The 23,923-nt window shown below is 61.1% G+C and carries 25 protein-coding genes; 15 read left to right on the top strand and 10 right to left on the bottom strand.

Annotation, left to right across the window (positions count from 1 at the left end; all coding sequences use genetic code 11):
- Positions 1-321 precede the first annotated feature (321 nt).
- The 5 genes from ACFSNN_RS07605 (at position 322) to ACFSNN_RS07585 (ending at position 5,456) form a co-directional block, all read left to right on the top strand.
- The gene (locus tag ACFSNN_RS07605) at positions 322-1,218 is read left to right on the top strand and encodes a LysR substrate-binding domain-containing protein (RefSeq protein ID WP_134459321.1); all 897 of its coding nucleotides are present in this window, start codon (positions 322-324) and stop codon (positions 1,216-1,218) included.
- 197 nt (positions 1,219-1,415) lie between these two features.
- Positions 1,416-2,165, top strand: coding sequence for an SDR family NAD(P)-dependent oxidoreductase (locus ACFSNN_RS07600; protein ID WP_134459323.1), 750 nt, complete (start codon positions 1,416-1,418; stop codon positions 2,163-2,165).
- A gap of 83 nt (positions 2,166-2,248) precedes the next feature.
- Complete coding sequence (locus ACFSNN_RS07595; protein WP_134459325.1) at positions 2,249-3,577, top strand: MFS transporter; 1,329 nt, start codon at positions 2,249-2,251, stop codon at positions 3,575-3,577.
- A 35-nt stretch (positions 3,578-3,612) separates the two neighbouring features.
- Positions 3,613-4,458, top strand: coding sequence for a transketolase (locus tag ACFSNN_RS07590; RefSeq protein WP_134459327.1), 846 nt, complete (start codon positions 3,613-3,615; stop codon positions 4,456-4,458).
- Positions 4,455-5,456 (top strand): transketolase family protein, encoded by a 1,002-nt coding sequence (locus ACFSNN_RS07585; RefSeq protein WP_134459329.1) that lies wholly within the window; start codon positions 4,455-4,457, stop codon positions 5,454-5,456. Before ACFSNN_RS07590 ends, ACFSNN_RS07585 begins: the two co-directional genes overlap by 4 nt.
- Positions 5,457-5,534: 78 nt before the next feature.
- Here the strand turns inward: ACFSNN_RS07585 and ACFSNN_RS07580 are convergent, their stop codons facing one another.
- Together ACFSNN_RS07580 and ACFSNN_RS07575 are read right to left on the bottom strand one after the other, a co-directional pair.
- Complete coding sequence (locus ACFSNN_RS07580; protein WP_134459331.1) at positions 5,535-5,867, bottom strand: DUF2322 family protein; 333 nt, start codon at positions 5,865-5,867, stop codon at positions 5,535-5,537.
- Positions 5,868-5,953: 86 nt separating this feature from the next.
- Positions 5,954-7,870: an SMP-30/gluconolactonase/LRE family protein gene (locus ACFSNN_RS07575; RefSeq protein WP_134459333.1), complete on the bottom strand. Its 1,917-nt coding sequence runs from the start codon at positions 7,868-7,870 to the stop codon at positions 5,954-5,956.
- A gap of 313 nt (positions 7,871-8,183) precedes the next feature.
- Here ACFSNN_RS07575 and ACFSNN_RS07570 point away from each other — a divergent pair, with 313 nt between their 5' ends.
- On the top strand, positions 8,184-9,857 hold the full coding sequence (locus tag ACFSNN_RS07570; protein ID WP_134459335.1) for an FAD-dependent oxidoreductase: 1,674 nt from the start codon (positions 8,184-8,186) through the stop codon (positions 9,855-9,857).
- Between the two features lie 29 nt (positions 9,858-9,886).
- On the opposite strand, the gene ACFSNN_RS07565 is transcribed toward ACFSNN_RS07570, so the two are convergent.
- The 4 genes from ACFSNN_RS07565 to ACFSNN_RS07550 are packed head-to-tail and all read right to left on the bottom strand — an operon-like array spanning position 9,887 to position 12,447.
- The gene (locus tag ACFSNN_RS07565; protein WP_377688815.1) at positions 9,887-11,212 is read right to left on the bottom strand and encodes a sensor histidine kinase; all 1,326 of its coding nucleotides are present in this window, start codon (positions 11,210-11,212) and stop codon (positions 9,887-9,889) included.
- On the bottom strand, positions 11,209-11,949 hold the full coding sequence (locus ACFSNN_RS07560) for a response regulator (protein ID WP_134459337.1): 741 nt from the start codon (positions 11,947-11,949) through the stop codon (positions 11,209-11,211). The genes ACFSNN_RS07565 and ACFSNN_RS07560 overlap by 4 nt, the downstream gene beginning before the upstream one ends.
- 7 nt (positions 11,950-11,956) lie before the next feature.
- The gene (locus ACFSNN_RS07555) at positions 11,957-12,079 is read right to left on the bottom strand and encodes a hypothetical protein (RefSeq protein WP_274378474.1); all 123 of its coding nucleotides are present in this window, start codon (positions 12,077-12,079) and stop codon (positions 11,957-11,959) included.
- Positions 12,076-12,447 carry a GFA family protein gene (locus ACFSNN_RS07550; protein WP_134459339.1) on the bottom strand — a complete coding sequence of 124 codons (372 nt, stop codon included), beginning with the start codon at positions 12,445-12,447 and terminating at the stop codon, positions 12,076-12,078. Before ACFSNN_RS07550 ends, ACFSNN_RS07555 begins: the two co-directional genes overlap by 4 nt.
- A 210-nt stretch (positions 12,448-12,657) precedes the next feature.
- Between ACFSNN_RS07550 and ACFSNN_RS07545 the strand changes: the two genes are divergently transcribed.
- Entirely contained in the window at positions 12,658-13,224 is a 567-nt protein-coding gene (locus tag ACFSNN_RS07545) for a thioredoxin family protein (protein WP_134459341.1), read from the top strand.
- Positions 13,225-13,437: 213 nt separating this feature from the next.
- Positions 13,438-13,689: a DUF4148 domain-containing protein gene (locus tag ACFSNN_RS07540; RefSeq protein ID WP_134459343.1), complete on the top strand. Its 252-nt coding sequence runs from the start codon at positions 13,438-13,440 to the stop codon at positions 13,687-13,689.
- Positions 13,690-13,836: 147 nt separating this feature from the next.
- Here ACFSNN_RS07540 and ACFSNN_RS07535 read toward each other — a convergent pair whose 3' ends face one another.
- The 3 genes from ACFSNN_RS07535 to ACFSNN_RS07525 all read right to left on the bottom strand — a co-directional run bounded on the left by ACFSNN_RS07535 (position 13,837) and on the right by ACFSNN_RS07525 (position 16,636).
- Entirely contained in the window at positions 13,837-14,505 is a 669-nt protein-coding gene (locus ACFSNN_RS07535) for an OmpA family protein (RefSeq protein ID WP_134459345.1), read from the bottom strand.
- Between the two features lie 49 nt (positions 14,506-14,554).
- Positions 14,555-15,319, bottom strand: coding sequence for a flagellar motor protein (locus ACFSNN_RS07530; protein WP_134459347.1), 765 nt, complete (start codon positions 15,317-15,319; stop codon positions 14,555-14,557).
- Positions 15,320-15,391: 72 nt separating this feature from the next.
- Positions 15,392-16,636, bottom strand: a complete 1,245-nt coding sequence (locus ACFSNN_RS07525) for a Crp/Fnr family transcriptional regulator (RefSeq protein WP_134459349.1) — start codon at positions 16,634-16,636, stop codon at positions 15,392-15,394.
- 467 nt (positions 16,637-17,103) lie between these two features.
- Between ACFSNN_RS07525 and ACFSNN_RS07520 the strand changes: the two genes are divergently transcribed.
- From ACFSNN_RS07520 to ACFSNN_RS07490, 7 genes are all read left to right on the top strand, one after another.
- Complete coding sequence (locus tag ACFSNN_RS07520; RefSeq protein WP_377688814.1) at positions 17,104-17,253, top strand: hypothetical protein; 150 nt, start codon at positions 17,104-17,106, stop codon at positions 17,251-17,253.
- A 63-nt stretch (positions 17,254-17,316) separates the two neighbouring features.
- On the top strand, positions 17,317-17,667 hold the full coding sequence (locus tag ACFSNN_RS07515) for a DUF4148 domain-containing protein (protein ID WP_134459353.1): 351 nt from the start codon (positions 17,317-17,319) through the stop codon (positions 17,665-17,667).
- 117 nt (positions 17,668-17,784) lie between these two features.
- On the top strand, positions 17,785-18,579 hold the full coding sequence (locus ACFSNN_RS07510) for an alpha/beta hydrolase (protein WP_134459355.1): 795 nt from the start codon (positions 17,785-17,787) through the stop codon (positions 18,577-18,579).
- 558 nt (positions 18,580-19,137) lie between these two features.
- A complete protein-coding gene (locus ACFSNN_RS07505; RefSeq protein ID WP_134459357.1) occupies positions 19,138-21,483 on the top strand; it encodes a TonB-dependent receptor in 2,346 nt (781 codons plus the stop codon).
- A gap of 27 nt (positions 21,484-21,510) precedes the next feature.
- Positions 21,511-22,158 (top strand): MotA/TolQ/ExbB proton channel family protein, encoded by a 648-nt coding sequence (locus ACFSNN_RS07500; protein ID WP_134459359.1) that lies wholly within the window; start codon positions 21,511-21,513, stop codon positions 22,156-22,158.
- The gene (locus ACFSNN_RS07495; RefSeq protein ID WP_134459361.1) at positions 22,155-22,553 is read left to right on the top strand and encodes an ExbD/TolR family protein; all 399 of its coding nucleotides are present in this window, start codon (positions 22,155-22,157) and stop codon (positions 22,551-22,553) included. Before ACFSNN_RS07500 ends, ACFSNN_RS07495 begins: the two co-directional genes overlap by 4 nt.
- Before the next feature lie 4 nt (positions 22,554-22,557).
- Positions 22,558-23,232: a TonB family protein gene (locus ACFSNN_RS07490; RefSeq protein ID WP_134459363.1), complete on the top strand. Its 675-nt coding sequence runs from the start codon at positions 22,558-22,560 to the stop codon at positions 23,230-23,232.
- A 45-nt stretch (positions 23,233-23,277) separates the two neighbouring features.
- Here the strand turns inward: ACFSNN_RS07490 and ACFSNN_RS07485 are convergent, their stop codons facing one another.
- Positions 23,278-23,778 carry a lysozyme inhibitor LprI family protein gene (locus tag ACFSNN_RS07485; protein ID WP_134459365.1) on the bottom strand — a complete coding sequence of 167 codons (501 nt, stop codon included), beginning with the start codon at positions 23,776-23,778 and terminating at the stop codon, positions 23,278-23,280.
- Positions 23,779-23,923: the final 145 nt, after the last annotated feature.

Raw genomic sequence — 23,923 nt, 5'->3', positions numbered from 1 at the left:
TTCGCCAGTACGCCGCATAGGCGATAGCCAGTGAAATGCGTTTACTCGATATGGAAGCGAACAGGACTAGAGCGCTGCGTGTGAGCGTTTGCTGTTCGCGCGCTCACCAGGAAAGTCGGATAATCCATTACTGTCTCCTGCGCAGTTGTTGCACTGCGCAACCTGTGGTTATGATTAGCCGCCTCGCGGCAGTGAAACTGCCGGGTTAGTACCGAGAGGACTTCATGCACCCCTGGCTGCGCGGCTTGTCGACAGAATGGCAGTGCGAATGGCGTGTGAACAAGGCGGTTTCATTCAACTGCATCTGAAAAAAATTTCACTATGCGCATTCCACCGGTCAAGGCCATCGTCGCGTTCGAGAGCGTGGCCAGAACGAAAAGCGTCAACCGTGCCTCGGAAGAGCTCGGGCTGACCGCATCGGCAGTCAGTCATCAGATCAGCAATCTGGAGTCTGTAATCGGCCAGCCGCTCTTCTATCGCTCGGGCCGTGGGCTCGTTCTCACGCCGACCGGCGAGCGTTATCTGTCCGATGTGACGGGCTCGCTGGCGGATCTGAGCCGCGCCACCGAGCGCGCGTCGAGCCGCACCGACGTCGATATCCTGCGGGTGCATTCGAGTCCGAGTTTCGGGCTCATGTGGCTGTTGCCGCGGCTTGCGTCGTTTCAGGAAGCCAATGACGATATCCAGTTGAATCTCGCCTGCTCATACGAGGACGTCTCGTTTACCAGCGGTTATTACGACATCGACCTGCGCCACGGCTACGCGAATTGGCGCGACCTCGAAGTCAGAACGCTGCGCGGCGAATTCATCGCGCCGCTCGCGTCGCCGAAATATCTGGAGAACAATCCGGTCAAAACGCCCGAAGATCTGCTGCAACATCGGCTGATCTACTCGGAGACGCCGCTCGTGCAGTGGAAGCAGTGGTTCGGGCGTACCGGCGTGTCGGCTGCCCACAAGACCTTCGACTTCTCCTTCGACCGCTCGTACATGTCGCTGGAAACGGCGGCGCTCGGCCTCGGCATCGCGCTCGAAAGCGTGATGCTCGCCTCGGTCCGGATCAAGGAAGGCGCGCTCGTGCCGGTCTTCGACGATACGCACGCCGTGGAGGTCGGCGCGCATCATCTGGTCTATCCGCCGCAAAACGCAGAACTGCCGCGCGTCACGCGCTTTATCGCGTGGATCGAGCGCGAGGTCGAGCGCATGGAGCGCAAGGCCTAAGTCCACGTCTATCTTGGCAGGGTTTTCCAGCACCCCATGCGCATGAGATTGCGAATGCGGCGTCGCACCATGCAACCCCTGCTTCGAAGCAGCACGTCACCTGAAAATTTCTCAAACATAGTTGAGCAGTACGTCGTTGATGCGACCGGCCGCGCGGTAGACACTTCGGCCATCACATCAACACTCAGGAGACAATCATGCTGCTCGATAACAAAGTCGTCGTCGTGACAGGCGCGGCCTCACCGCGCGGAATCGGCAAGGCAACTGCTAAAGCAATGGCCGCCCAGGGCGCCCGCATCGTCATTCTCGATCTACGCGAAGAAGACGCGCAGCGCGCCGCCGCCGATCTCGGCGACGATCACCTCGGTCTCGCCTGCGACGTCACCGACAAAGACGCGTGCGTCTCGGCGGTCAAAGCGACGCTCGAACGCTACGGTCGCATCGACAGCCTCATCAATAACGCCGGCATTACGCAGCCGGTGCGCACACTGGACATCACATCCGAAAACTTCAACGCGATCGTCGACGTCAATCTGCGCGGCACGCTCTACATGTCGCAAGCCGTGCTGCCGGCCATGAAAGAACAGAAAAGCGGCAGTATCGTCTGCATGTCGTCGGTTTCCGCGCAACGCGGCGGCGGCATTTTCGGCGGCCCGCACTACAGCGCGGCGAAAGCCGGCGTGCTCGGTCTCGCGCGTGCGATGGCGCGCGAGTTCGGCGGCGACAGCATTCGTGTGAACTCGATCACGCCAGGTCTGATTCAGACCGACATCACCGGCGACAAGCTCACCACGGAAATGCGCGCCGATATCATCAAGGGCATTCCGCTCGGCCGGCTCGGCGATGCGAGCGACGTGGCGAACGCGTGCCTGTTCCTCGTCAGCGACCTGTCGACCTATCTCACGGGCATCACGCTCGACGTCAACGGTGGCATGCTCATTCATTGACTGATCGTGACGCGGGGCCGCTCGCTGGGAGCGGCCGCGTGACCGGCATCCGGGCCAAGCCGGAGCCATGGAAGGAGACACACATGAAACCAAAGTACCCCGCTGCATCCATTGCCGCCGACATGCTGCCGCAAACCGACTCGACGAGCTTCGAGTCGAAGACCTACGCGAAAGTGAGCCGTCGCCTCATCCCATTCCTGATGCTGTGTTATCTCGGCGCTTATCTCGACCGCGTCAACGTCGGCTTCGCGAAGCTGCAGATGCTCAACGACCTGCGCTTCAGCGAAACCGTGTATGGGATGGGCGCGGGGATTTTCTTTCTCGGCTACTTTCTCTTCGAAGTGCCGAGCAATCTGGTGCTGCATCGTGTCGGCGCGCGCAAGTGGCTCGCGCGGATCATGCTGACGTGGGCGGTGATCTCCGCTTCGTTCATCTTCGTGAAGTCGCCCACAACCTTCTATGTGCTGCGATTTCTGCTCGGTGTCGCGGAAGCGGGCTTCGCACCGGGTGTGATTCTCTACCTGACTTACTGGTTTCCCGCTGCGCGCCGCGCCAAAGCGCTGTCGCTGTTCTTCATGGCGATTCCGCTGGCCGGCATTATCGGAGGCCCGCTGTCGGGCTGGATCATGCACTCGCTGCAAGGCGCGATGGACATGGCCGGCTGGAAGTGGCTGTTCTTGCTGGAAGCGGTGCCTTCGCTCGTGCTCGGCGTCGCGATCCTGCTCTATCTCGACGACGGCATCACGAAAGCGAAGTGGCTGACGGATTCCGAAAAGACGCTGCTCGCGCGCAATGTGGCCGGCGACAACGCGCATAAGATCGCCCACGTCTCGGTCAGGTCGTTCATCGGCGACCGCCGCTTGTGGCTGATGGCGGCGATCTACTTCTGCGTGGTGCTCGGCCAGTACGGCCTGACCTTCTGGCTGCCGACCATCATTCGCAAATCCGGCGTGGCCGATCCGCTGTGGATCGGCGTGTTCACCGCGATTCCTTATCTGTGCGCCATCATCGCGCTGCCTCTCGTCGGCATGAGTGCGGACCGACATCGCGAACGCCGTCTGCACCTGGCGATTCCGATGCTGATCGCCGCAGCGGGCTTCATTCTGCTGCCGGCCATCGGCAGTGTGCCGGCCTCCATCGTTTGTTTGAGCATCGCCGCCGCCGGCATTCTCGCGTCGTCTTCGCAGTTCTGGTCGCTGCCGACCGCGTTGCTCGGCGGCATGTCGGCCGCCGCGGGAATCGCGGCGGTGAACTGCGTCGCCAATCTTGCGGGCTTCTTTTCTCCGGCGATCGTCGGGTGGCTGAACGATCTGACCGGCAAATCGACCGCCGGGCTGATCTTTATCTCAGTGGCCGTCACGTTCGGCGCCTGCCTCGTGTTCCTCGTGCCCGCCCGGTCGGTGAACCGTTAAACCCTTTCTATTCACGACTGATCACAGGAGACAGCATGAACAGTCCAGACCGCGTACCGACGGCAACCCTTGCCGGGCACGCTTACCGTATCCGTAGAAACGCGCTTTTGATGGGTGAAGTGCAGGGCCAGGGTTATATCGGCCAGGCGCTCGACATCGCCGATGTGCTCGCTGTCGCTTACTTCGGCGCGATGCGCTACCAGCCCGAAGATCCCGACTGGGAAGAGCGCGACCGCTTTCTCCTGTCGAACGGGCATTACGCGATCGCGCTGTATGCGGCGCTATTCGAAGCCGGCATTCTGCCCGCCGAAGAACTCGAAACCTACGGCAGCGACGACAGCCGTTTGCCGATGTCGGGCATGGCGAGCTACACGCCCGGCATGGAGATGTCCGGCGGCTCGCTCGGCCAGGGCTTGACGATCGCGGTAGGCCGCTGCCTCGGATTGAAGCGCAAAGGGTCGAAGTCGTTCGTGTACACGCTGTTCTCCGACGGCGAACTGGATGAAGGCGCGATCTGGGAAGGCTTGATGTCGGCGAGTCACTGGAAGCTCGACAATCTGATCGCCGTGGTCGACGTGAACAACCAGCAGGCCGACGGTCCGTCGACGCAGATCATGGCGTTCGAGCCGCTCGTCGAGAAACTGGAGGCGTTCGGCTGGTTCACGCAACGCGTGGACGGCAACGATATCGCCGCCGTGGCCGCAGCGTTCGATGCGGCTCGCGCGCATCCTGAAGCGCAGCCGCGCATCATCATCGCGGACACGCGCATGGGTTGCGGTGTGCCGTTCCTCGAACAGCGCGAGAAGAACCACTTTATCCGCGTCGATGCCGATGAATGGCAACTGGCGCTGGAAGCACTCAAAGAAGGGAGACAAGCATGAGCAGCGCAACCGCGAGCAAACCGCGCCTGAAGACCTCCGCGATGATCGCCTCGATCGCAAGCGAAGGACAGGTCACACGTTCCGCACCCTTCGGCCACGCGCTGGTCGAACTGGCGCGGCAAAAGCAGAACGTGATCGGCATGACGGCCGACCTCGGCAAATACACCGACTTGCACATCTTCGCCAAGGAATTCCCGGAACGTTTCTACCAGATGGGCATGGCCGAGCAATTGCTGATGGGCGCGGCATCGGGATTCGCGCATGAAGGCGCGCAACCTTTCGTCACCACCTATGCGGTGTTCGCCACGCGCCGCGCGTACGACTTCATGCATCAGACGATCGCCGAAGACAACCTCGACGTGAAGATCGTCTGCGCGCTACCGGGTCTGACGACCGGCTACGGTCCCAGCCACCAGGCCGCGGAAGATCTCGCCCTGATGCGCACGATGCCGAACATGACCGTGATCGATCCCTGCGACGCGCTCGACATCGAGCAGATGGTGCCCGCGATCGCCGCGCATAAGGGTCCCGTCTATGCCCGCCTGTTGCGCGGCAACGTGCCCGCCGTACTCGACGAATACGACTACACGTTCGAGCTCGGTAAAGCGAAGCTGCTGCGCGACGGCGCCGAAGTGCTGGTCATCTCGTCGGGCATCATGACGATGCGCGCACTCGAAGTGGCGAAAGCACTGGAAAGCGACCGGATCGGTGTCGCCGTGCTGCATGTGCCGACCATCAAACCGCTCGACACGGAAACGATCGTGCGCGAAGCGAAGCGCTCAGGACGTCTCGTGGTGGTGGCCGAGAACCACACGGTGATCGGCGGTTTGGGCGAAGCGGTCGCCACGGAACTGATGCGCGCGGGCGTAGCGTGCCACTTCCGTCAAGTGGGATTGCCCGATGCGTTCCTCGATGCCGGCGCGCTGCCGACACTGCACGACCGCTACGGCATTTCGACCGCCACGATGTCCGAGGCGATCAAGGGCTGGTTGAACTGAGTGTCTTGATGGACGACGCCGGCATGCTGCGGCGTCGCCTCATCGCTACGGTGCCACGCCGATGACAAACAACTCACCTCAGCGGGCGCTGACCACGTCGATCCGCAAAGCGTCCCCGCCTGCGGCAATCGCGAGCAGGATGTCGACGTTCGGATGCGCGCCCGGCCGATTGCGCGCGTCGGCCGTGTGCTCGGCAAACACGACGAGGCCGTGCTCGGCCGCTTTGGCGTCGAGCGTGCCGAAGGTCTGCTGCAGATAGTTGTACACCGCCAGCGAACCCTGCTTGCCCGGCTTGTTCTCGATGCTGGCCACCACGGCGCCCTCGCCGTCCACGAGATCGATACGCGCGATTGCGTCGATGCCCGGCATCTGCGCGAGGTTGTCCTTGAATACGTTGCCCGGTTGAATCATTGAAACCACTCCTTGTGTTCAGAAAATTGCGGCGCGGGCCGTATCTTATCCGATAGGGTGGCATGCCATGCCGAAGCGCACGGCCGTCACGGCGTCCAGCGATACACCACGATGCTCGACCCGTTGTAGTTGTCTTTCGTGATCACGTACTCGCCCGCCGCCCTCAGATAAGCGCGCAGGCCGTACATCGAATCGACGTCGTTGCCGACATCCACGGTGCCGGGACTGGAATTGGTCAGCGTAGTAACGAGCTGGCCCGTGGTGAGATTGAAGGCGTCGATATTGGGCACCGTGTGCAGGTAGCCGACGAACAGATAATTGCCCGCCGCCGTGATCGACTTGGGATTGGCGCTATTGAGCGTGATCACCGGATCGGGCCGCGTGGTGTTGCCCGCGCTCCAGCCGTGATAGACCTCGATGCGCGACTGCATGGCGGTCCAGTCCCAGCTTCCGGCAATGCCTTGCGCGAGGATCATGGTATCGCTCTCCGCGAGGTAGAGAATGCGCGTGAGCGGCCGGATGCTCTGCGGTATGGAGATCGTGACTGCCGGGCCCCATGACGGTTTGCCATTGCCGTCGAAACCGGTGAGCGGATAGTGATAAATGTGATTGGTCCGGTCCAGACCGGCCCACACGTCGCCGCGACTATCGATGCAGAAGCCGCCCGTGACCTGCACGTTCGTATTGAACGCTGCCCCTGGAATCGACGCGTCCGGTATCGCGATGTAACCGCTCGCCGGGTTGAAATGAAAGAAGTAGAAGATGCCCGGGTTCTGCCCGGACGCCACCAGAATCCGGTTGCCACCGACAGTGACGAGCTGGCCGAAGTGTTGGCCGCGCTGCGTGTCGTTCATGTTCAGGCGCGGATCGGACGGATACGTAAATGGATCGACCGTGTTCGCGACAAACGTGCCGCCCGCCGTGCCGGTGTAGATGTGCGTGCCGCTGTAGAAGTAGGCGGCGTCCGTCGATGGGTCCGGCGCGGCGATCGCCTCGAAGTTGAGCGACTGTAGCTTCCATTCGAGGTTGCCGGCGCTGTCGTACGCGTGAAGATCGGTAGCGCCGTTGCGGCCGAGATCCCAGCCGCCGCCCCACGGATTGTTGAGCACGTACAGATTGCCGGCAGCGTCCTTGCCGACGCCAACCACGCGTGTGAAGCGCTTGTCGCCCACCTGCCCTTTGATGCCGCTGGTGGTGTCGAGATAACCGCCCTGAATACCGAACGTGCCGACGAGCGTCGGCGTGCCCGCGATCGTGTAGCGCTTGATGTTCATGTCCGGCCCCTGGTCGCCGACCATGAGTTGCCCGGACGCGCCGTCGAAATACAACGCGGAGGGCCGCGACGCCGCCGGCATCTGAATCGTATTCAGCAGCGCGCCGGCCGGGCTGAACTCGACGATCGCGCCCGCGCTCTGCTGCGCGACCCAGAGGTTGCCGGCGCTATCCAGCGTGAGCGCGCCGGGGCTCGATACCTTGATATCCTGCTGCCAGACACCGTCGGTCGTAAAGACGCGCACGCGATTGCCGAAGAAGTCGCTTGCATACAGCAATGAGCCCGCGGTCGCGAGTCCGGTGATGACATCGGCATGCAGTATCGACGTCCACACGCTGACGGGGATGATCAGGTCGCGCGTTTGCGTGACCCGGTTATAGCGTCCCACCGAGCCGCTGCCGAACGACCTGTTGTATTGCAACGCTGCGAAGATCGACGTGGCATTGCCGGTAATGGCGCTGCCCTGGAAGTCGGCGTGCGTGCCGATCGAGCCGAGGCTCTGGCCGTTCTGATAGATCGCGACGCCGCCCTCGTTCTCGTCCCACAACGAAGCCGTGTAGATCACGCCTTCGGGCGCGACCCACAGCGAGCGCGCGGTATTGCCCACGTGCGCGGCGAGCGTGCCGAACGTATTGCCCAGCCAGTCGGTGGTGTATTGCGCGTAACAGGTCTGCGCGAACACGGTGATCGCCGCGCATAGCAGCGCGACACGGAGGCGGTGCTCGACCATGAATGATGTTCCCCGAACAATCGTTCCTCGACAATGTACCTCGCCAGATATGAAATGTTAGTGATTGATATGAAGATAGTTAAGGTACGGTGATTAAACCATGCAGCGTGCATGTAAAACGAAAATCGGCCACCCGCTAGCAAGCGGAACACCCCTGTTTTTCGCACTTTACCGACGGCTAACCTCTGGCGCACAATCTCTGCGGACAGGACGGTCCGCTGTCTTTTCCGGTCAATCAGATCAATCGCGCCGTGCCGCATCCGGCTGCGAGTTCACCCCAGCGCGCATATGCGCGCGCCATTCGGAACGCTCCATGGGCAATAAATCGTCAAGCAGACCCGAAGACCTGGTGGCGGGCGGCAGCCGTCATCATCAGATTTTCCCGAGGCTCAATGAAAAGCAGTTTGCCGTGCTCGAACGATATGGTGAACGCCGGCGGCTGAAAGCGGGCGACGTTCTGTTCACCGAAGGCGACCGGCACATTCCCATGTTCACTATCGTCTCCGGCACGATCGAGGCGTCGCGGGGCGCCGGAGACAAGCACCACGTTCTCGGCACGCACGGCCCCGGCAGCTTCACCGGCGAAGTGGGAACGCTCGCGGGCCGCGGCGCGGTCGCATCGGCACGCGCCACCAGCGACTGCGAAGTGATCGTGATCGACGAAGAATCGCTGCGGGCACTCGTCGTCGCGGAAGCCGAACTGAGCGAAACGATCATGCGCGCCTACATCCTGCGGCGCGTCGCGTTCATTCAGGACCAGCACGGCGGGACTCTGGTGATCGGCAGTTCGGCTTCGTGGAGCACGCTGGTGCTGCGGCATTTCCTGAGCCGCAACGCGCAGCCGTTCGCCTACTTCGATATCGTCGAGCACGAGGAAGCCAAGGCCCTGCTCGAACGTTATGACGCGACCGAAGCCGACATACCGGTGATCGTCACCCTGCAAGGCAACGTGCTCAAGCAGCCGACCAACCGCGCGGTGGCCGATGCGATCGGCCTGAGCCCCGACCGGCTGAACGGCGAGCGGTTCGACGTGGTCGTGGTCGGCGCGGGACCGGGAGGGCTCGCGGCCGCGGTGTACGCGGCGTCTGAAGGACTGCGAGTCGCGGTGGTCGACACCAAGGCGCCGGGCGGTCAGGCCGGCACCAGTTCGAAGATCGAAAATTACTTTGGATTCCCGACGGGTATCTCGGGGCAAGCGCTCGCAGGACGTGGACTGTCTCAATGCCGAAAATTCGGCGCGGAAGTCGGCGTGCCGATCGAAGTGCTTGGCATCGAATGTGAGAACGCGCCGCCCTTTCACCTGCGCCTCAATTACGACGAGCACGTGTATGCCAACGCGGTCGTCATCGCGACCGGCGCGCGCTATCGGAAACCGCAGTTGCCGCGTCTCGAAGAGTTCGAGGGAAGCGGCATCTATTACAGCGCGACCTATATGGAAGCCGCGTTCTGCAACAACCAGGAATTGATTATCGTCGGCGGGGGAAATTCGGCTGGGCAGGCCGCGGTGTTCCTGTCGGGATTCGCGCGTCACGTGCATATCGTGATTCGCGGCGACGGACTCAGCGCGAGCATGTCGAACTATCTGATCCGGCGCATCGAAGCGGCGGCGAACATCAGCGTTCATGTGCGCACGCAAATCGTCGAACTGAACGGCGAGACACAGCTCGAATCGATCAAGTGGGACAGTCAAGGCCATATCGAGGAGAAACCGATCCGCCATGTGTTCCTGTTTCTCGGCGCACAGCCGAGCACCGGCTGGCTCGGCGATTGCGTCGCGCTCGACAAACATGGCTTCGTGCTCACGGGTCCCGATGCAATGCCGCAGTGGTCGTCGGACCGCCCGCCGCATTATCTGGAGACGAGCCGGCCGGGTATCTTCGCCGTCGGCGACGTGCGCAGCGGTTCGGTCAAGCGGGTCGCCGCCGCCGTCGGCGAAGGAGCGGCCGCGATCCAGTCGCTGCATCAATATCTGGCGCTGAACCGCTGAGGCGGGCGCCCGGTGGTTCGCGACGGCCGCTACGGCTTGGGCAGATTCCTCAACGTCAAGCGGGCTTCCAGGCCGCCGCCGGAGCGGTTGTGCAGCGTGAGGGTGGCATCCATCGCCATGGCCAGTTGCCGCGCGATGGCGAGGCCGAGCCCCGTGCCGCCCGTATCGCGATTGCGTGACCCTTCGAGCCGGTAGAACGGCTCGAACACCGCTTCCAGCGATTCGGCGGGTATGCCGGGACCGCGGTCGAGCACGGCGATCGCGGTCTCGCCGTTGGGCAAAGTAGCCGCCGTGATCTCGGCCGCGCCGCTGAACTTCAGCGCGTTGTCCACCAGGTTGCCGAGTATGCGGCGCAAGGCCTGCGGACGCGTCACCAGCGAATCGCCCAGCCGCCCTTCCAGGCTGACCGCCTGACCGGCGTCCACATAATCGCAGACGAGGCTGTCGAGCAGCGCGTCGGGATCGACACGGCAAGGGACTTCCGTCGCGCCGTGCAGCGTGCGCGCGTACGTCACGCCCTCCTTCACCAGGCTTTCCATTTCCTGCAGATCCTGGCGCAGCTTCGCGCCCTGGGCGTCGTCGTCCATTACGTCGACGCGTAGGCGCATGCGCGTGATCGGCGTTTGCAGGTCGTGCGAAATCGCCGCCAGAATCTGCATGCGTTCAGTCATATAGGTGGCGATGCGATCCTGCATCGCGTTGAAGGCGCGCGCGGCGCGCGACACTTCCGACGGCCCGTCCTCCGGCAAGCGCGCCGCCTTCAGGTCCGGGCCGAGCGTATCCGCGGCGAGCGCCAGCTGATGCAACGGCCGCGTGGCGAGCCGCACCGCCAGCCAGCAGCACGCCACCAGCACCGCCAGTTGCAACGCCAGCACGAGCGGCAGCCAGCGCGACAGTGGTGCGCCCGACATGGGGCGCATATCGATGGTCAGCGGCGTGCCGTCGCTCAATTGCAGATGCACTTGCAATCGTTCTTTGTCGCCGGGAACGCCATTCACCGTCAGCGGATAGTGCTTGCCGATGCCCTCCGCGATGGATTGCGCCACACGCTCGGACAGATGCGCATCGATCGGGCTGCCGGCAATGCCCGGGCCCAGGATGAACTCATAGCTGCGCCGCGCGAGCCGCGGCAACCACTGCGCGCGTTCGTCCGGCGGCAGATGATCGAGCAGCGCCACCGAGCTGCTCACTTCCCGCTCGATGTAACCCATCATCACGTTGGTCATGGTCTGATCGCGCTCGGTCAGCGTGAGCCAGAACGACAAGGTCTGCGCCAGCGCGAGGCCGACGAACAGAATCAGAGCGAGCCGCGCGAACAGCGTGCGCGGCCAGTGCAGCCAGGACCAGCGCTTCATTGCGGATCCCCGATGGCCGTCACCGCCGCGGAGAACACGTAACCCTCGCTGCGCAGCGTCTTGATGTAACGCGGCTCGCGCGCGACGTCGCGCAAGCGTTGACGCAGACGGCTCACCATCAGATCGATCGACCGGTCGAACTGATCGGCCTGGCGGCCCTGCGTGAGGTTGAGCAGTTGATCGCGCGTCAACACCCGCTGCGGATGATCGAGAAATACGCGTAGCAAGCGGTACTCGGCGCCGCTCAGCGCGACCATTGTGCCTTCGGCGTCCAGCAGATGACGCGCGGTGGTGTCGAGGCGCCAGTCGCCGAAGGCCAGCATCGGCGCCGATTCCGTCACCTGCATGCCGGGCGGCAGCATGCGCGCGCGCCGCAGCACGGCGCGAATGCGCGCGAACAACTCGCGCACGGCAAAGGGCTTGGGCAGGTAGTCGTCCGCGCCCATTTCCAGTCCGACGATGCGGTCCGCCTCCTCGTTGCGGGCCGTCAGCATCAATACCGGCACTGCGCGGAATTTGCCGGCGCGCAGTTCACGGCACAGTACCAGACCGTCCTCGCCGGGCATCATCAGATCCAGCACGATCAGATCGGGCGCGCCCTGCTCCAGCGCCGCGCGCATCTGGCGCCCGTTCGCCGCGAGCGACACGCGCATGCCGTTCTTCTCGAGATAACCGGCCAGCAATTCGCGGATGCCGCGGTCGTCGTCGACAATCAGTACGTGATCGATGGTTTCCATCAAGGCTTCATCTCTTTTGGCGTTTCAACTGCACCCGGCTCGCAACCATCAGTGAACACTGCACCGGATGCGCCAGTTCGGCGGCAAGGCCGCCGGTCAGGAAGACGACGATAGCCAGCAGGCGTTTCATGCGTCCTCCAGCACGGAGAGGCTCGCGCCGTCCGCGACCCCCGCTTCCAGACTATACGGATCGACGCCTTCCAGGCAACCGATGTTGACTCGCCACGACTGCGGGTCTTTACGCGTCTGATGAAACGGATAGATGCCGCAATGCTTGCAGAAATAGTGCCGGGCCACCCGCGTGTTGAACTGGTAGAGCGTCAACGAATCTTCGCCGCTCAGTATCTTCAACTGGCTTGCCGGGAACAGCGGCGTCATCAATGCGCCCTTGCGGCGGCACAGGCTGCAGTTGCAGCGGCCGGCCGGGGTGATCGGGCAACGTACTTCGAATTTGACGGCCCCGCAATGGCAGGATCCGTGCAGCAAGTCGGCGCTCATGGTGCTCTCCGTGTTTTGGCAATGCCTGCTTTATAGCCTGGCTCGCACGGGGAATTGTGTCGCAGTGTATCTGGACCTCGTACAGATACACAACATTGCACCCACGCGGCTTCGGCGACACATGCCAGATACCTGCGGACGCTTCAATACAGTCATTCGCGGCCGGTGCGCGAATTGCCTTTTTTAGCCTCTTCCTGAAAGGACCCTGACATGCTCTCCGCAACCAAGATCAAAACGCTTGCCGTCGCAACCGTGATCGCCGCCGCAGCCGCGAGCGGCATCGCCGCCTTCGCGGGATCGCCCGAACCGGGCGCGAGTGTGCCCGCGCTCGGGACCAACGCGGCGGCTCCCGACTTCACCGGCATTTCGCAATGGCTCAACAGCGATCCGCTCACCTTGCAGCAACTGCGCGGCAAGGTGGTTCTGGTCGATTTCTGGACTTACACCTGCGGCAACTGCATCAACACGCTGCCTTACGTGAAAAGCTGGAATCAGAAATACAAGGATCAGGGGCTGACGGTGATCGGTGTGCATACGCCCGAGTATCCGTTCGAGCGCGATACCGACAACGTGAAGTCCGCCATCAAGCGCTTCGGCATCACTTATCCGGTCGCGCAGGACAATCGCTATGCGACCTGGAACGCCTACAACAATCAGTACTGGCCGGCTTTCTATCTGCTCGACAAGCAAGGCCGGATTGTCTACACGCATTTCGGCGAAGGCGACTATGCGAAGACGGAAGCGAAGATTCAAGCCCTGCTCGCGCAGCAAGGATAGCCGCGGGTTCGTATCGGAATGTATCAGGGGATTGCGGCGATACACGACATTGCAATTCGCCGCTTTCCCGACACATGCCAGATACGCCCGCGCGGTTCAATACATCAACGCCGCTTCTCTGACAAGAATCGCATCGCAGCAAGTCCTGGTCGACCTCTGCTCTCGCGTTCAGATCCGCGGACGTCTCTTATCCAACCGTTCAAGGAGAACGATATGAAAGTTTCCATGATTGCTTTGACCTTTGCCGCCTGCGTGATCGGAAGTATTGCCCACGCTGCGGTTCCGGCGCCCTCGACCGCTAGCGTCGATTCTTCGTCGATCGCACAGGCGGCGCAGCCGCAATGGTCCGCGAGCACGGCCAGTGCCGTACAGAAAACGCGTGCACAGGTGCGCCAGGAACTCGTGCAAGCCGAGAAGGATGGTCAGCTCGCCAATCTGAATCGTTCGATTTATATGGGAAGCTGACGGGCTGTTTGGCGTTGACATTGGCGTCACGCGGAGGGCTCTGACTATTCGCGGCGTCGAATTCGAGTGCGTGGACGAGCCCGCTAAAAGCGGAGCGTTGACGGGCGTAAGGGACCTCGACAGCGCCTCGCTCCGCCCCGCGCAAATTCAGTACTCGACGAGAATCGTCACGCGACGATTCGCGGCGCGCGCCGCCGCGTCGTCGCCGATGATCAAGGGGAAATTGTCCGCCCGGCCGATCGCGGCCATTCGGTGCGCCTCAATGCCTTTGTCCGCGAAAAAGCGAACCACCGCGCCGGCCCGCGCGGACGACAGCTCCCAATTGGATTCGTATTTCGCCGTTGAAATAGGCACATTGTCTGTGTGACCTTCGACGAGAATGTTGTTCTTCGATCGCTCACGCAGTACACCGGCAATCTGATTCAACACGTCGAATGATTCCGGCAACAAACGCGCGTCGCCCGAATTGAAAAGAATTTTTGCGTTGATGGCGATTTCCACGCCTTGCGCCGCGTTCGAAATCGTAATCTGGCGATTGTCTCGCAGCGGCTCCAGCAGAGAAAGCAGTTGCTTCTTCGAGGCATCCGGCGTAGCGGGCGCCGCCTCTGTCACCACGTGGCGCTCCAACGCCTTGATTTCGAGTTCTCGCGTTTTGGCCAACTGCAGCACATAGAGCGCAAGGAACAACACCATCAGCGTGGTGATGAGGTCGGAGTAAGAGATCAGCCAGCGCCCGGACTCTGCCTCGCCTTCGTCTGCGGCGTCGTAGCCGGTCTTGTCCGCCGTGAGGCGCTTGTTACCCGAGGAGATGTTCATAGCCGAAAAGTTTGCGCCCGAAATTACGTATGATTGGCGTCGAAGCACACTAGCCCAGCAACTCGGCCGATCTTTCCCGCACGTCACCCGCTAGCCGCGTTTCAATGGTGTGAGGCGACTCTTTACGCGAGATCGCGAGCAAGCCGTCAAGATATAACCGCCTGAAGCGCAATTCGCTGTCCACTTGTGCCCTGATCTTTCCATACAACGGCAGAAAGACCAGATTAGCCAATGCGAGGCCGTATAGCGTTGCGACGAAAGCCACCGCAATACCTTGCCCGAGTTGCGCGGGTTCGAGCATATGGCCGGTCACCTGAATCAGACCGAGTACCGCACCGAGAATGCCGAACGTGGGTGCGTAGCCGCCGGCCTGTTGCCAGATCCGCGCGGCCAACATGTGATTGCGCTCATACGCATCCAGTTCTCGCTGCAAAGCGTCTTCCAGCACGGCCGTCGAGACACCGTTTGCCAGCAACTCCAAACCTCGTTTGGCAAACGGATTGATGCCGCCCGCCTCGATCGACTCGAACACCAGCATGCCGTTCAGTTTGGCCTGATCGCCCCATTCGAGCAGGACGGACAGGCTCTCGCGATCGACCTGCCGCGCCTTCACGAAAGCAAGGCGCAGTTGCTTGATGCCGTCGAAAAACCGTGCCCAGGTGTTCTGAATCATCACCGCGCCCAGGGTGCCGCCCAGAACGATGACGAATGCCTCCAACTGAAACAGCGAAGTAAAGTGCCCGCCCTCGAGCGAGAAACCCGCGACGATCGCCGTCACGCCGAACACCGCGCCAAATAGCGTCAACAGATCCATATGTCCTCTCGAATGGCCGGCCGCGACTTCGAACTTCGAAGCCGATGCGGCCGGCTGTTTGCGTGTTGCGCGTCAGGCGTCCAGATTGGAAAGCGGCGCAGCCGTGGCCGCCGGAGCTTTGATTGTCCGCACGATCTCCAGAAAACGCTCTTCGATCTCCGCGATTTCGAGTGGATCGATCTTGATCTCCCGACGCATGACCCACGAGACTTCTTTCTTTCTCGCCTCGGTCATCACCGAGAGCAGCCGCTCGGCGATCGGCTGGCCCGTCACGGCGGACAGCAGTTTCGCGAGGTCGTATGTGTCGAACGCGCTCACCGCTTCGAACAAGGTTCGCTGGTCGACGAACTCCAGATCGTCGAGCGACTTCAGGTCGGTCAACCCGCGGGTATTGCGGCGCGAGAAATAGCTGATGCCTTTTTCCTCGACGTAATTCAACACCCTGGTCTTGCGAAACGCGAAAAGATCTTCCGCGATTTCCGAGTGGGACAGCTTGTTGAGAATCACCTTCTTCTCGACGCCGATCAGAGCTTCCAGGTCGTCCAGTTCGATCAATTCCAGTTCGCTGCTGATGGAGAGATCGAGATCGTGGTCCGCTACCTGTTGCGCACGCTCGGTGATTCGCACGGGATCGAACGTAACCAGTTGCCGGCTCGTTGCGCCGTCCTGCGCGGAATAGCGCGCCGAGGCGGTGCTCGGGCGGTCGGTCCAGCCGGGTTCGAGCGAGACGAGGTTGAGTTTCTCCATTCGTTTGAGCATGGCCATCACATGCGGACGCGAATGGCCGGCAATGGCATGGCACTTCCTGATCACGTCAGGCAGAGGCACAGAGAACTCCTCCCCTTGCGCGCGACGCATGCGTCCATCCAGCCTGTCGGCACTCTCGCCGCCCGCCATCAATGAAAGGACGTGCGCGTAGGACACGACACCCGGCAGAAAGTCCGCGTGCGTATTGGTAGCAAGGACATCGTCCTTCTTTTTCACGCGCCGGATCAGCGTGCGTACGATATGGCGAAGCAACGGCGAGACACGTTCGAGTTCCTCCTCCACCACGTTCGCCGCGATGACGGTCAACTGGCAGAAGCTCAGCGCCTTCGCGGTGTGCGCTCGTGGTTCCGGCGGCAGCAAAGCCGCCTCGCCAAAAAACTCGCCTTTACCCAGCGTGGCGAGAATCACCTTCTTCTCGTCGCACTGGGTGGAGATTTCGACTTTGCCATCCGCAATGACGTAGACGACGGCGTCGCCCGCAAAGCCTTCGGAATAGATGACTTCGCCCGGAGCCGCTGTACGCGACCATGGCGATCGTTGGTGATTCAAGATGATTCCCCCGAAGAGCGATTTCCTCGTCAGCGCTTACCGTGCAAAAGGCTCGCGCATGTCCGATGGTCCAGATTATTTGACTGGATAACGACATGCAAAACGCAAAGCTTTAATAAACGTAATCGTCAGACTTAACGGCGCAAACGTTTGGGAGCCCGACTGGATAAGGCTTTGCGCGATACCGGTTTTTTCGTTTGACGGCACGAGCACCCGTCGTCCGCGCGCCGGACGTTCAGGAAAATGTAAGACTCAAATTTTTCTTCACAATCGCGAAAAAAATTTGGAATAAGAGAAAACCCGATGTGTTCGCCCCTACAAGACAGCGACAAACGCTGCACGGTAGTGGCGAAACAGGCATGTGCGCGCGGCTCTCATTGCAAGCGGCTCATGTTGGCGGGTAAGCAAAGACGTGGCTTCAGTTGATTCGCAAGGCACCTTTAATCTCTTACTATTTAGGCATCCAAATGAAAAGCAAACTTTCCATCATTCTTTCGCTGATCGTTCTTGCTTCGGCAGGTTTTGCTACGCAAGCTTCAGCGAAAGAACATATGCATACGCACACGCAGCAATGTGTCGGTCCCGCGGGGTTCTGCACGCCGTACTTCGGCAGCTGAAGCTGCACGCTTCAGGCAATCGTTGTCTCTCTACTCATCGCATTTGATCAAGGAATCTTTATCATGAAAAACGCTCTTGTTTGTTTCGCTCTCGCCCTCGGCACGCTGGCCGCCCCTGTTGCGAGCTTCGCACAATCGAATGGCCCCGTCACACGTGCTGAAGTGCGTGCCGATCTGGTGCGCCTCGAACAGGCCGGCTACAACCCTTCGCTTGGCGACGACGCTGATTATCCGGCCGCCATTCAGGCAGCCGAAGCAAAGGTCGCCGCGCAGACCGCACCGCAGACGACGCAGCCGTCGTACGGCGGCATGGCGCAAAACGGCAGTTCTTCGTCTGGCATGCGCAAGCACGCGTCGACCGATTCCAGTTGCGTCGGCCCCGTCAGTTTCTGCAATGTTTTCTTCGGCAGCTGAATGACACGTATCGGGAATCCTGTTTCGCCCTTAATTTCAACAGGATTCCTACCTTTATCAAGCGAATTAAAAATATCTTTTCAAGAATAATTTCTTACTTATGAACCGGAGTGTGTCATGAAAGTTTTGCCTCTCGTCGCCGCGGCCTTGTCGTTGTCTGCCGCGCTTTTCGCCTCAACCGCCGCGATGGCGCAAGACGCTCAACCGCAAACCGCGCCCGTCCACAACATTGTTCTCGTACACGGCGCGTGGGTAGACGGCTCCGGCTGGAAGCCGGTTTATGACAGGCTGACCAAGGACGGTTATCACGTCACCATCGTGCAGGAGCCTCTGACATCGCTCGACGACGACGTCGCCGCAACGAAACGCGTGCTCGATCAGCAGGACGGCCCGACAATTCTCGTGGCTCACAGTTACGGCGGCTCGGTCATCACTGAAGCCGGCGTGCACCCGAAAGTGGTGGGCCTGGTGTATGTGGCCGCGCACGCGCCGGCCGTCGGCGAAGATGAAAGCGACCTTGGCAAAGGCATGCCGAGCTACACATCGAAGCAACCGGACGCCATCATGAAGACCGGCGACGGATACACTTATCTGAATCCCGCGGATTTCGCGAAGGATTTCGCTGCCGATCTGCCACTCAAGCAAGCGCAGTTCGAATCGCACTCGCAAATTCTGACGGCCGCGAAAGTCTTTTCGGCGCCGATGACGGTCGCCGCCTGGACGACCAAGCCCAGCTGGGGCATCGTGGCTGCCGACGACAAGATCATCAACCCCGATCTCGAACGCTGGTACTACGCACGCGCGCATAGCCATACTACGGTGATCTCGGGCGCAAGCCACTCGGTCTATGAATCTCGGCCAAAAGAAGTGACAGCCGTCATCGAAGACGCGGCGAAGCACGCGCGGTCCTGAACTGATGGGTCGACAATCCCAAGCCATTCGAAGAGCTTCATTTAACAAGGCAATCGCTCTCTGCCGCCACGCTGCTCTCAGCGTGGCGATGCTCGTGGCTCGTCAACGAGCCACATCCTGAACTCTAGCGACCACGGCTGCAACTTCATCGCACCTGAATGAACCGCGTCGTCAGCAAGAGCAACGGCTGCCTGCTCGAATCGACAAAAGGGTTCGACATGCGATCAAACCCGCCTCCCCCGCCGCATTAGCCGGCACGCGAAACCCACAGCCGATAACACGCACGGCTCCGCGCTAGCTGCCCAAAAACGGGCAACCGCGCAGGCGTGAATTGCGCCCGCCATCTCATCCCACGCCTTAAAACCAACGCGCCATCAACTTGTCATTGTTTTCCGTGAATGTAATGATATAACATTCCTGCGACGACGTGACAGAGTTTCGCGGCTGAAAGGTGATCCACGCCGCGAGTCGCGAGAACACACGTCAGCCTCAGAAAAACCGTCGACCAAGACAGAACAACGCATACAGCCAGTCGCCAACACACTCGAATACATAACGATGAAAATCCGCAAGCGCGTCTCTTCCGCAGCTCTGCTGCTGTTCGCCATGGCTGCCCACGCCCATGCCGCGACTGACGAAAGTTCAGTAACCGGCGCAGTCACAGACGCCGCTGGCCAACCCGTCAACAACGCCACGGTAATCGTGCAGAACGCGAGCGGCACCGCTGTCAATGAGGCGAAAACGAACGCCGAAGGCCGCTTCGCCATTGCACATGTAACACCGGGCACCTACGCGATCGTCGTCACCGCACCGGGATTTGCGAGTGGCAACAGCATCACCACCGCGAGCGCCGGTGCGGAAAGCACCGTCAGTGTCAGTCTTGCGAAGAGCGGCACACTCGAAGTTCAGGTGAATGCGAAGCGACTGGACAGAGCGCGCAATGGGTTGCTGCCCGAGACCGGCAGCAGCGTGTACCGCTTCAGTCAGGCCGATATCGAAGCGCTGCCCGCGGGCCAGAACACGCCACTAAATCAGGTGCTGCTGCAGGCGCCCGGCGTGGCCAGCGATTCATACGGACAACTGCACATGCGCGGAGACCACGCCAATCTGCAATACCGCATCAACGGGATCATTATTCCTGAACCGATCAGCGGCTTTGGGCAAGCGCTCGACACGCGCATCATCGACCAGGTCAATCTGCTTACCGGGGCTCTACCGGCGCAGTACGGCTACCGCACGGCAGGTGTCGTGGACATCCGCACGAAGACGGGCGACGCGGGCAATGGCGGCACCATCGACGTGTTCGGCGGCAGCCACCAGACCCTCAAGACCAGCGCCGACGTGTTCGGCACGCAAGGTCCGTTCAGCTATTACTTTAGCGGCTCGCTCGGCGTCAACAACCTCGGCATCGAGAATCCGACTGCAAGCGCGAACGCATTACATGACCACACCCGTCAGGGCGATGCGTTCGGTTATATGTCATACATCATCAATCCGCTCACGCGAGTGAGCCTGATGTTCGGCACCACGAGCAACCAGTTCGAAATCCCCAACACGCCTGGGCTGCAGGCCAATTTCACGCTCAACGGCAACAACACGTTCGATTCGAGTCAGTTAAACGAAACGCAATCCGAGTTGAACAATTTTGCGGTGCTGGCGCTTCAAGGCACCAATGGCGGCGCACTGGACTATCAGGTCGCGCTATTCACCCGCTACACGCGAACGCAATTCAATCCCGATCCGGTGGGCGACCTGCTTTTCAACGGCGTTGCGTCCCAGGACTTTCACAGCAACTCGGCTAACGGTGCGCAAGTCGACACCACGTGGCGACTCAACGAGAAGCATACGATTCGCGCCGGCCTCTTTTTCCAGCAGGAACACGCCGTGTTCGACGACAGCGTCGACGTCTTCGCAGCCGATGCCGACGCCAATCAGCTATCGGATCAGCCCTTCAATATCCACGACTCGAGCAGCAAAACCGGCTATCTGTACAGCGCATACGTGCAAGACGAATGGAAAATCACCGACAAGCTCACGCTCAATTACGGGCTGCGTTATGACAAGATGGATGAGTACGTCAGTGCGAGCCAGTTGAGTCCTCGCATCGGGTTGGTCTATGCGCTGACGCCGACCACCACGTTTCACGCCGGCTATGCGCGCTACTTCACACCGCCCGCATTCGAACTGGTGTCGGGGTCCACGATCACCCGCTTCAACGGCACCACTAACCAGAGTCCGTCGAGTCAGAACGATCAGGTGCAGCCGGAACGCAGTCACTACTTCGACCTCGGCGTCACGCAGCGTCTCGGTTCGAATGTGACGATCGGCATCGACGCCTACTACAAAAAATCCACTAACCTGCTCGACGAAGGTCAGTTCGGCTCCGCCCTCATCTTCACGCCGTTCAACTATCAATACGGACGCGTGTACGGACTCGAGTTCACCGCGAATTACAAGCAGGACAACGCGTCCACCTATCTGAACCTCGCCTACAGCCGCGCGCAGGGCAAACAGATCGACTCGGCTCAGTTCAATTTCGAAGCGGACGAACTTGCCTACATCAACGACCACTGGGTGTATCTGGATCACGACCAACGCATCACCGCGTCATTCGGCGGCACGTATGACCTCGGCAGAACGACGTTTACCTTCGACGGCCTGGTGGGCAGCGGCTTGCGAAGCGGCTTTGCCAACACCGATCGCCTGCCCGTCTATGCGCAGATCAATCTCGGCGTAATCCAGCATTTCAACCAGCCTCTAGTGGGCAAGTTCGATGCGCGCTTGCTGGTCGTCAATGCATTCAATCGCGTTTATGAATTGCGCGACGGCTCGGGCATCGGAGTGGGCGCGCCGCAATACGGGCCGCATTTCGCCGTCTACGCCGGTATCACCAAGCATTTCTAAATCTGTCGCGCAGCAACGAGGTCGGTCATGCAAGATTGGACGAGTATTCTGGCGGCGGTACGCGTGGGTGGATGGGTGATCTATCCGCTCACGGTACTTGCTGTTCTGGCGGTTGCGATCGTCCTCGATCGCGCCTATGTGTTTTTGCGTTTCGGCCGTCTGCCGCCGGGCACTGACGACGTGCGTGAAATTCACATGCCAAGATCCTCCACCGGCGTGGACAGCGGAATGAATCGTGCGCCACGCCAGAACGCATTCAAACGGATGAGTACATCGTGGCGGCCCGATGCATCCGTTCCACTGTGGCTACGCGAAGCCAATGCGCAATCGATCGCTTCGCAGATCGAGCGCGACATGAGCAAGGGTTTCTGGGTGCTGGAGACCATCGTCACGGCCGCGCCGCTGTTGGGCTTGCTCGGCACCATCGTCGGCATGATGCATTCGTTTCAGCTGTTCGGCGGCACGGGGCTCGTCGATCCGGCCGGCGTCACCGGCGGCGTCGCGCAGTCGTTGGTGGCGACGGCGATCGGTCTCGTCGTCGCGCTGTTCGCACTCTTCGCGTTCAACTATTTTTCCCGCCGGCTTGAACGCCTGATGGATGAACTCGAATCGTTCGCGACTGCGCGGCTCGGTGAAATACGTCTTGCCACGAGCGTCGCGGGAGAGCAGCCGTGAAGTTCAAGCGTTCGCGCGCGGCCAGACGTGGCCGCATCGAAATTATTCCGATGATCGATGTCATGTTCTTTCTGCTGGCGACGTTCATGCTCGCATCGCTCGCCATGCAGCGGATCGATGCCGTCAAGCTGACGTTGCCCGCGGGTCGCGCGCAACAGTTGGCCGAGCATGAGCCACTAACCATCTCGGTCGACAGCCGCAACGAGATCTTCGTGAACCATCTGCCGGTGCGCCCCGATCAGATCGAGCCGACGGTAAAGCGACTGCTGCAGCCCGACGCCAATGTCGTCATTGCCGCGGACAACGCAGCGGGCCACGGCGCGGTCGTGCAAGCCATGCTCGCCGCACGCCGAGCCGGCGCGGCGCGGTTTCTGATCGCCGTGCGTCGTGAATAGCGCGATGCGTCTGACCACCACAATCGATGATTCGCAAACGCTTCGGATCGTACTGTCGATCGTCGTCGCGCTCGTAGTCTGGATCGTGTTTCTGCTCGCGCTCGGACATTGGCTCGACGCAACGACATCGGAGCCAGCACCAGACAAGCCGCTGGAGATGCGCGTGGTGGAGCTCGATCCGCAGTCGCCAGTTCATCCCGAACCGATGCCCACGATCAAGCCACAGCGACCGGACGAGCCACGTCCGCATGCCACGCCGAAACCCGCTCAAGCACGCGCACCGCGGCTGCCACCACCGGACATTCAGCCAACTAGAATCCCCGCGCCCAATGAACCTACCGCGCCCACCACGCGTTCAAATAACTCCCAAGAGGAAAGACAGAGCACATCACAACCCACTCTCCCTCCCAGTGACACAGCCGCGCGCTCTATCGCGCAACCGTTACCCGAACTACCCGACGATCTACGCGAGCAAGCCTATCAAACCATCGCGACCGCGCGCTTCGTGATTCATGTCGACGGCTCGGTCGATGTTGAACTGCTCAAGCCGACACAGAATCCACGCCTCAACCAGCTTCTCCTCGAGGCCCTACGCAAATGGCGCTTCTTTCCGGCATTGCAGGGCGACCGTCCGATCGAAAGCAAGCAGGACGTCCGCGTGCATTTCAATGTGAGCTAGTGCGCCGAGGCGTCGCGTCCGCCAACGCACTTTCACCATCGGCAACTACTGCGCACTGGCAGTCGTCGCATTCGCAATAGCCTCGCCTTTCATCTTCCGAACCGCATCGGCGGCCGAAGGCGCGAGGTTCTGCCCCGCCAGCGACGCGTCGAACGCTTCGCGGCGCGCCTGCTTCGCCTGTACGTAGTCGGCGTCCAGTTCGGCGATGCGGCGGTCGTACCAGCTCTTTACGCACGCCTCATCGGTGCAGTTGTGCTGGCGCCAGAGCCATTGATGCGTACGTGCCGCTTCGAGCGCAGCCGTATCGAGCGTTGCGTCTTTCGCGCGTTGCCACGCGGCGGCAAGACGATCGTCGAGCGCCGACAGCGCCGGCTCCTTACAGACGATCTTTTCCGATGCGGACGACTTGCTCGTGCATTTGAAGCTTGCCGCGGACGCGTCCGCAGCAAGCGTGGCGCCTGCGAGCAGCACGCCGATCGACAGCATGGTGGACGGCGTCGCGAGACGTTGAAGAGCGCGGGACAAAACGGTGTTCAAGGTAGACATACCGGGCCTCTGTTCAGGGAAGTAACCAGGCACAGGCGTGACGAGACTATGTCGTGGCCTGCTGCCAGGCAATCAGGGATTGCGCTGGCTGTGGCAGTAGATTAGCGCCCGCGAAATGCCGCGATGAAGGGAGAACACGCCTTGA

Source organism: Paraburkholderia dipogonis (assembly GCF_042680985.1).
In the GTDB taxonomy this organism is placed as follows: domain Bacteria; phylum Pseudomonadota; class Gammaproteobacteria; order Burkholderiales; family Burkholderiaceae; genus Paraburkholderia; species Paraburkholderia phytofirmans.
The sequence above is the reverse complement of the archived record's forward strand: the minus strand, read 5'-3'. Positions and strand labels throughout refer to the sequence as shown.

Bases quoted from the DNA above. Each gene is read 5' to 3' on its own strand.
- ACFSNN_RS07530 (WP_134459347.1), bottom strand. From the start codon at position 15,319: ATGGATCTGTTGACGCTATTTGGCGCGGTGTTCGGCGTGACGGCGATC.
- ACFSNN_RS07505 (WP_134459357.1), top strand. From the start codon at position 19,138: ATGAAAATCCGCAAGCGCGTCTCTTCCGCAGCTCTGCTGCTGTTCGCC.
- ACFSNN_RS07565 (WP_377688815.1), bottom strand. From the start codon at position 11,212: ATGAAGCGCTGGTCCTGGCTGCACTGGCCGCGCACGCTGTTCGCGCGG.
- ACFSNN_RS07545 (WP_134459341.1), top strand. From the start codon at position 12,658: ATGCTCTCCGCAACCAAGATCAAAACGCTTGCCGTCGCAACCGTGATC.
- ACFSNN_RS07520 (WP_377688814.1), top strand. From the start codon at position 17,104: ATGAAAAGCAAACTTTCCATCATTCTTTCGCTGATCGTTCTTGCTTCG.
- ACFSNN_RS07555 (WP_274378474.1), bottom strand. From the start codon at position 12,079: ATGAAACGCCTGCTGGCTATCGTCGTCTTCCTGACCGGCGGCCTTGCC.
- ACFSNN_RS07585 (WP_134459329.1), top strand. From the start codon at position 4,455: ATGAGCAGCGCAACCGCGAGCAAACCGCGCCTGAAGACCTCCGCGATG.
- ACFSNN_RS07605 (WP_134459321.1), top strand. From the start codon at position 322: ATGCGCATTCCACCGGTCAAGGCCATCGTCGCGTTCGAGAGCGTGGCC.
- ACFSNN_RS07550 (WP_134459339.1), bottom strand. From the start codon at position 12,447: ATGAGCGCCGACTTGCTGCACGGATCCTGCCATTGCGGGGCCGTCAAA.
- ACFSNN_RS07600 (WP_134459323.1), top strand. From the start codon at position 1,416: ATGCTGCTCGATAACAAAGTCGTCGTCGTGACAGGCGCGGCCTCACCG.
- ACFSNN_RS07500 (WP_134459359.1), top strand. From the start codon at position 21,511: ATGCAAGATTGGACGAGTATTCTGGCGGCGGTACGCGTGGGTGGATGG.
- ACFSNN_RS07515 (WP_134459353.1), top strand. From the start codon at position 17,317: ATGAAAAACGCTCTTGTTTGTTTCGCTCTCGCCCTCGGCACGCTGGCC.
- ACFSNN_RS07540 (WP_134459343.1), top strand. From the start codon at position 13,438: ATGAAAGTTTCCATGATTGCTTTGACCTTTGCCGCCTGCGTGATCGGA.
- ACFSNN_RS07535 (WP_134459345.1), bottom strand. From the start codon at position 14,505: ATGAACATCTCCTCGGGTAACAAGCGCCTCACGGCGGACAAGACCGGC.
- ACFSNN_RS07580 (WP_134459331.1), bottom strand. From the start codon at position 5,867: ATGATTCAACCGGGCAACGTATTCAAGGACAACCTCGCGCAGATGCCG.
- ACFSNN_RS07595 (WP_134459325.1), top strand. From the start codon at position 2,249: ATGAAACCAAAGTACCCCGCTGCATCCATTGCCGCCGACATGCTGCCG.
- ACFSNN_RS07590 (WP_134459327.1), top strand. From the start codon at position 3,613: ATGAACAGTCCAGACCGCGTACCGACGGCAACCCTTGCCGGGCACGCT.
- ACFSNN_RS07560 (WP_134459337.1), bottom strand. From the start codon at position 11,949: ATGGAAACCATCGATCACGTACTGATTGTCGACGACGACCGCGGCATC.
- ACFSNN_RS07510 (WP_134459355.1), top strand. From the start codon at position 17,785: ATGAAAGTTTTGCCTCTCGTCGCCGCGGCCTTGTCGTTGTCTGCCGCG.
- ACFSNN_RS07490 (WP_134459363.1), top strand. From the start codon at position 22,558: ATGCGTCTGACCACCACAATCGATGATTCGCAAACGCTTCGGATCGTA.
- ACFSNN_RS07570 (WP_134459335.1), top strand. From the start codon at position 8,184: ATGGGCAATAAATCGTCAAGCAGACCCGAAGACCTGGTGGCGGGCGGC.
- ACFSNN_RS07575 (WP_134459333.1), bottom strand. From the start codon at position 7,870: ATGGTCGAGCACCGCCTCCGTGTCGCGCTGCTATGCGCGGCGATCACC.
- ACFSNN_RS07485 (WP_134459365.1), bottom strand. From the start codon at position 23,778: ATGTCTACCTTGAACACCGTTTTGTCCCGCGCTCTTCAACGTCTCGCG.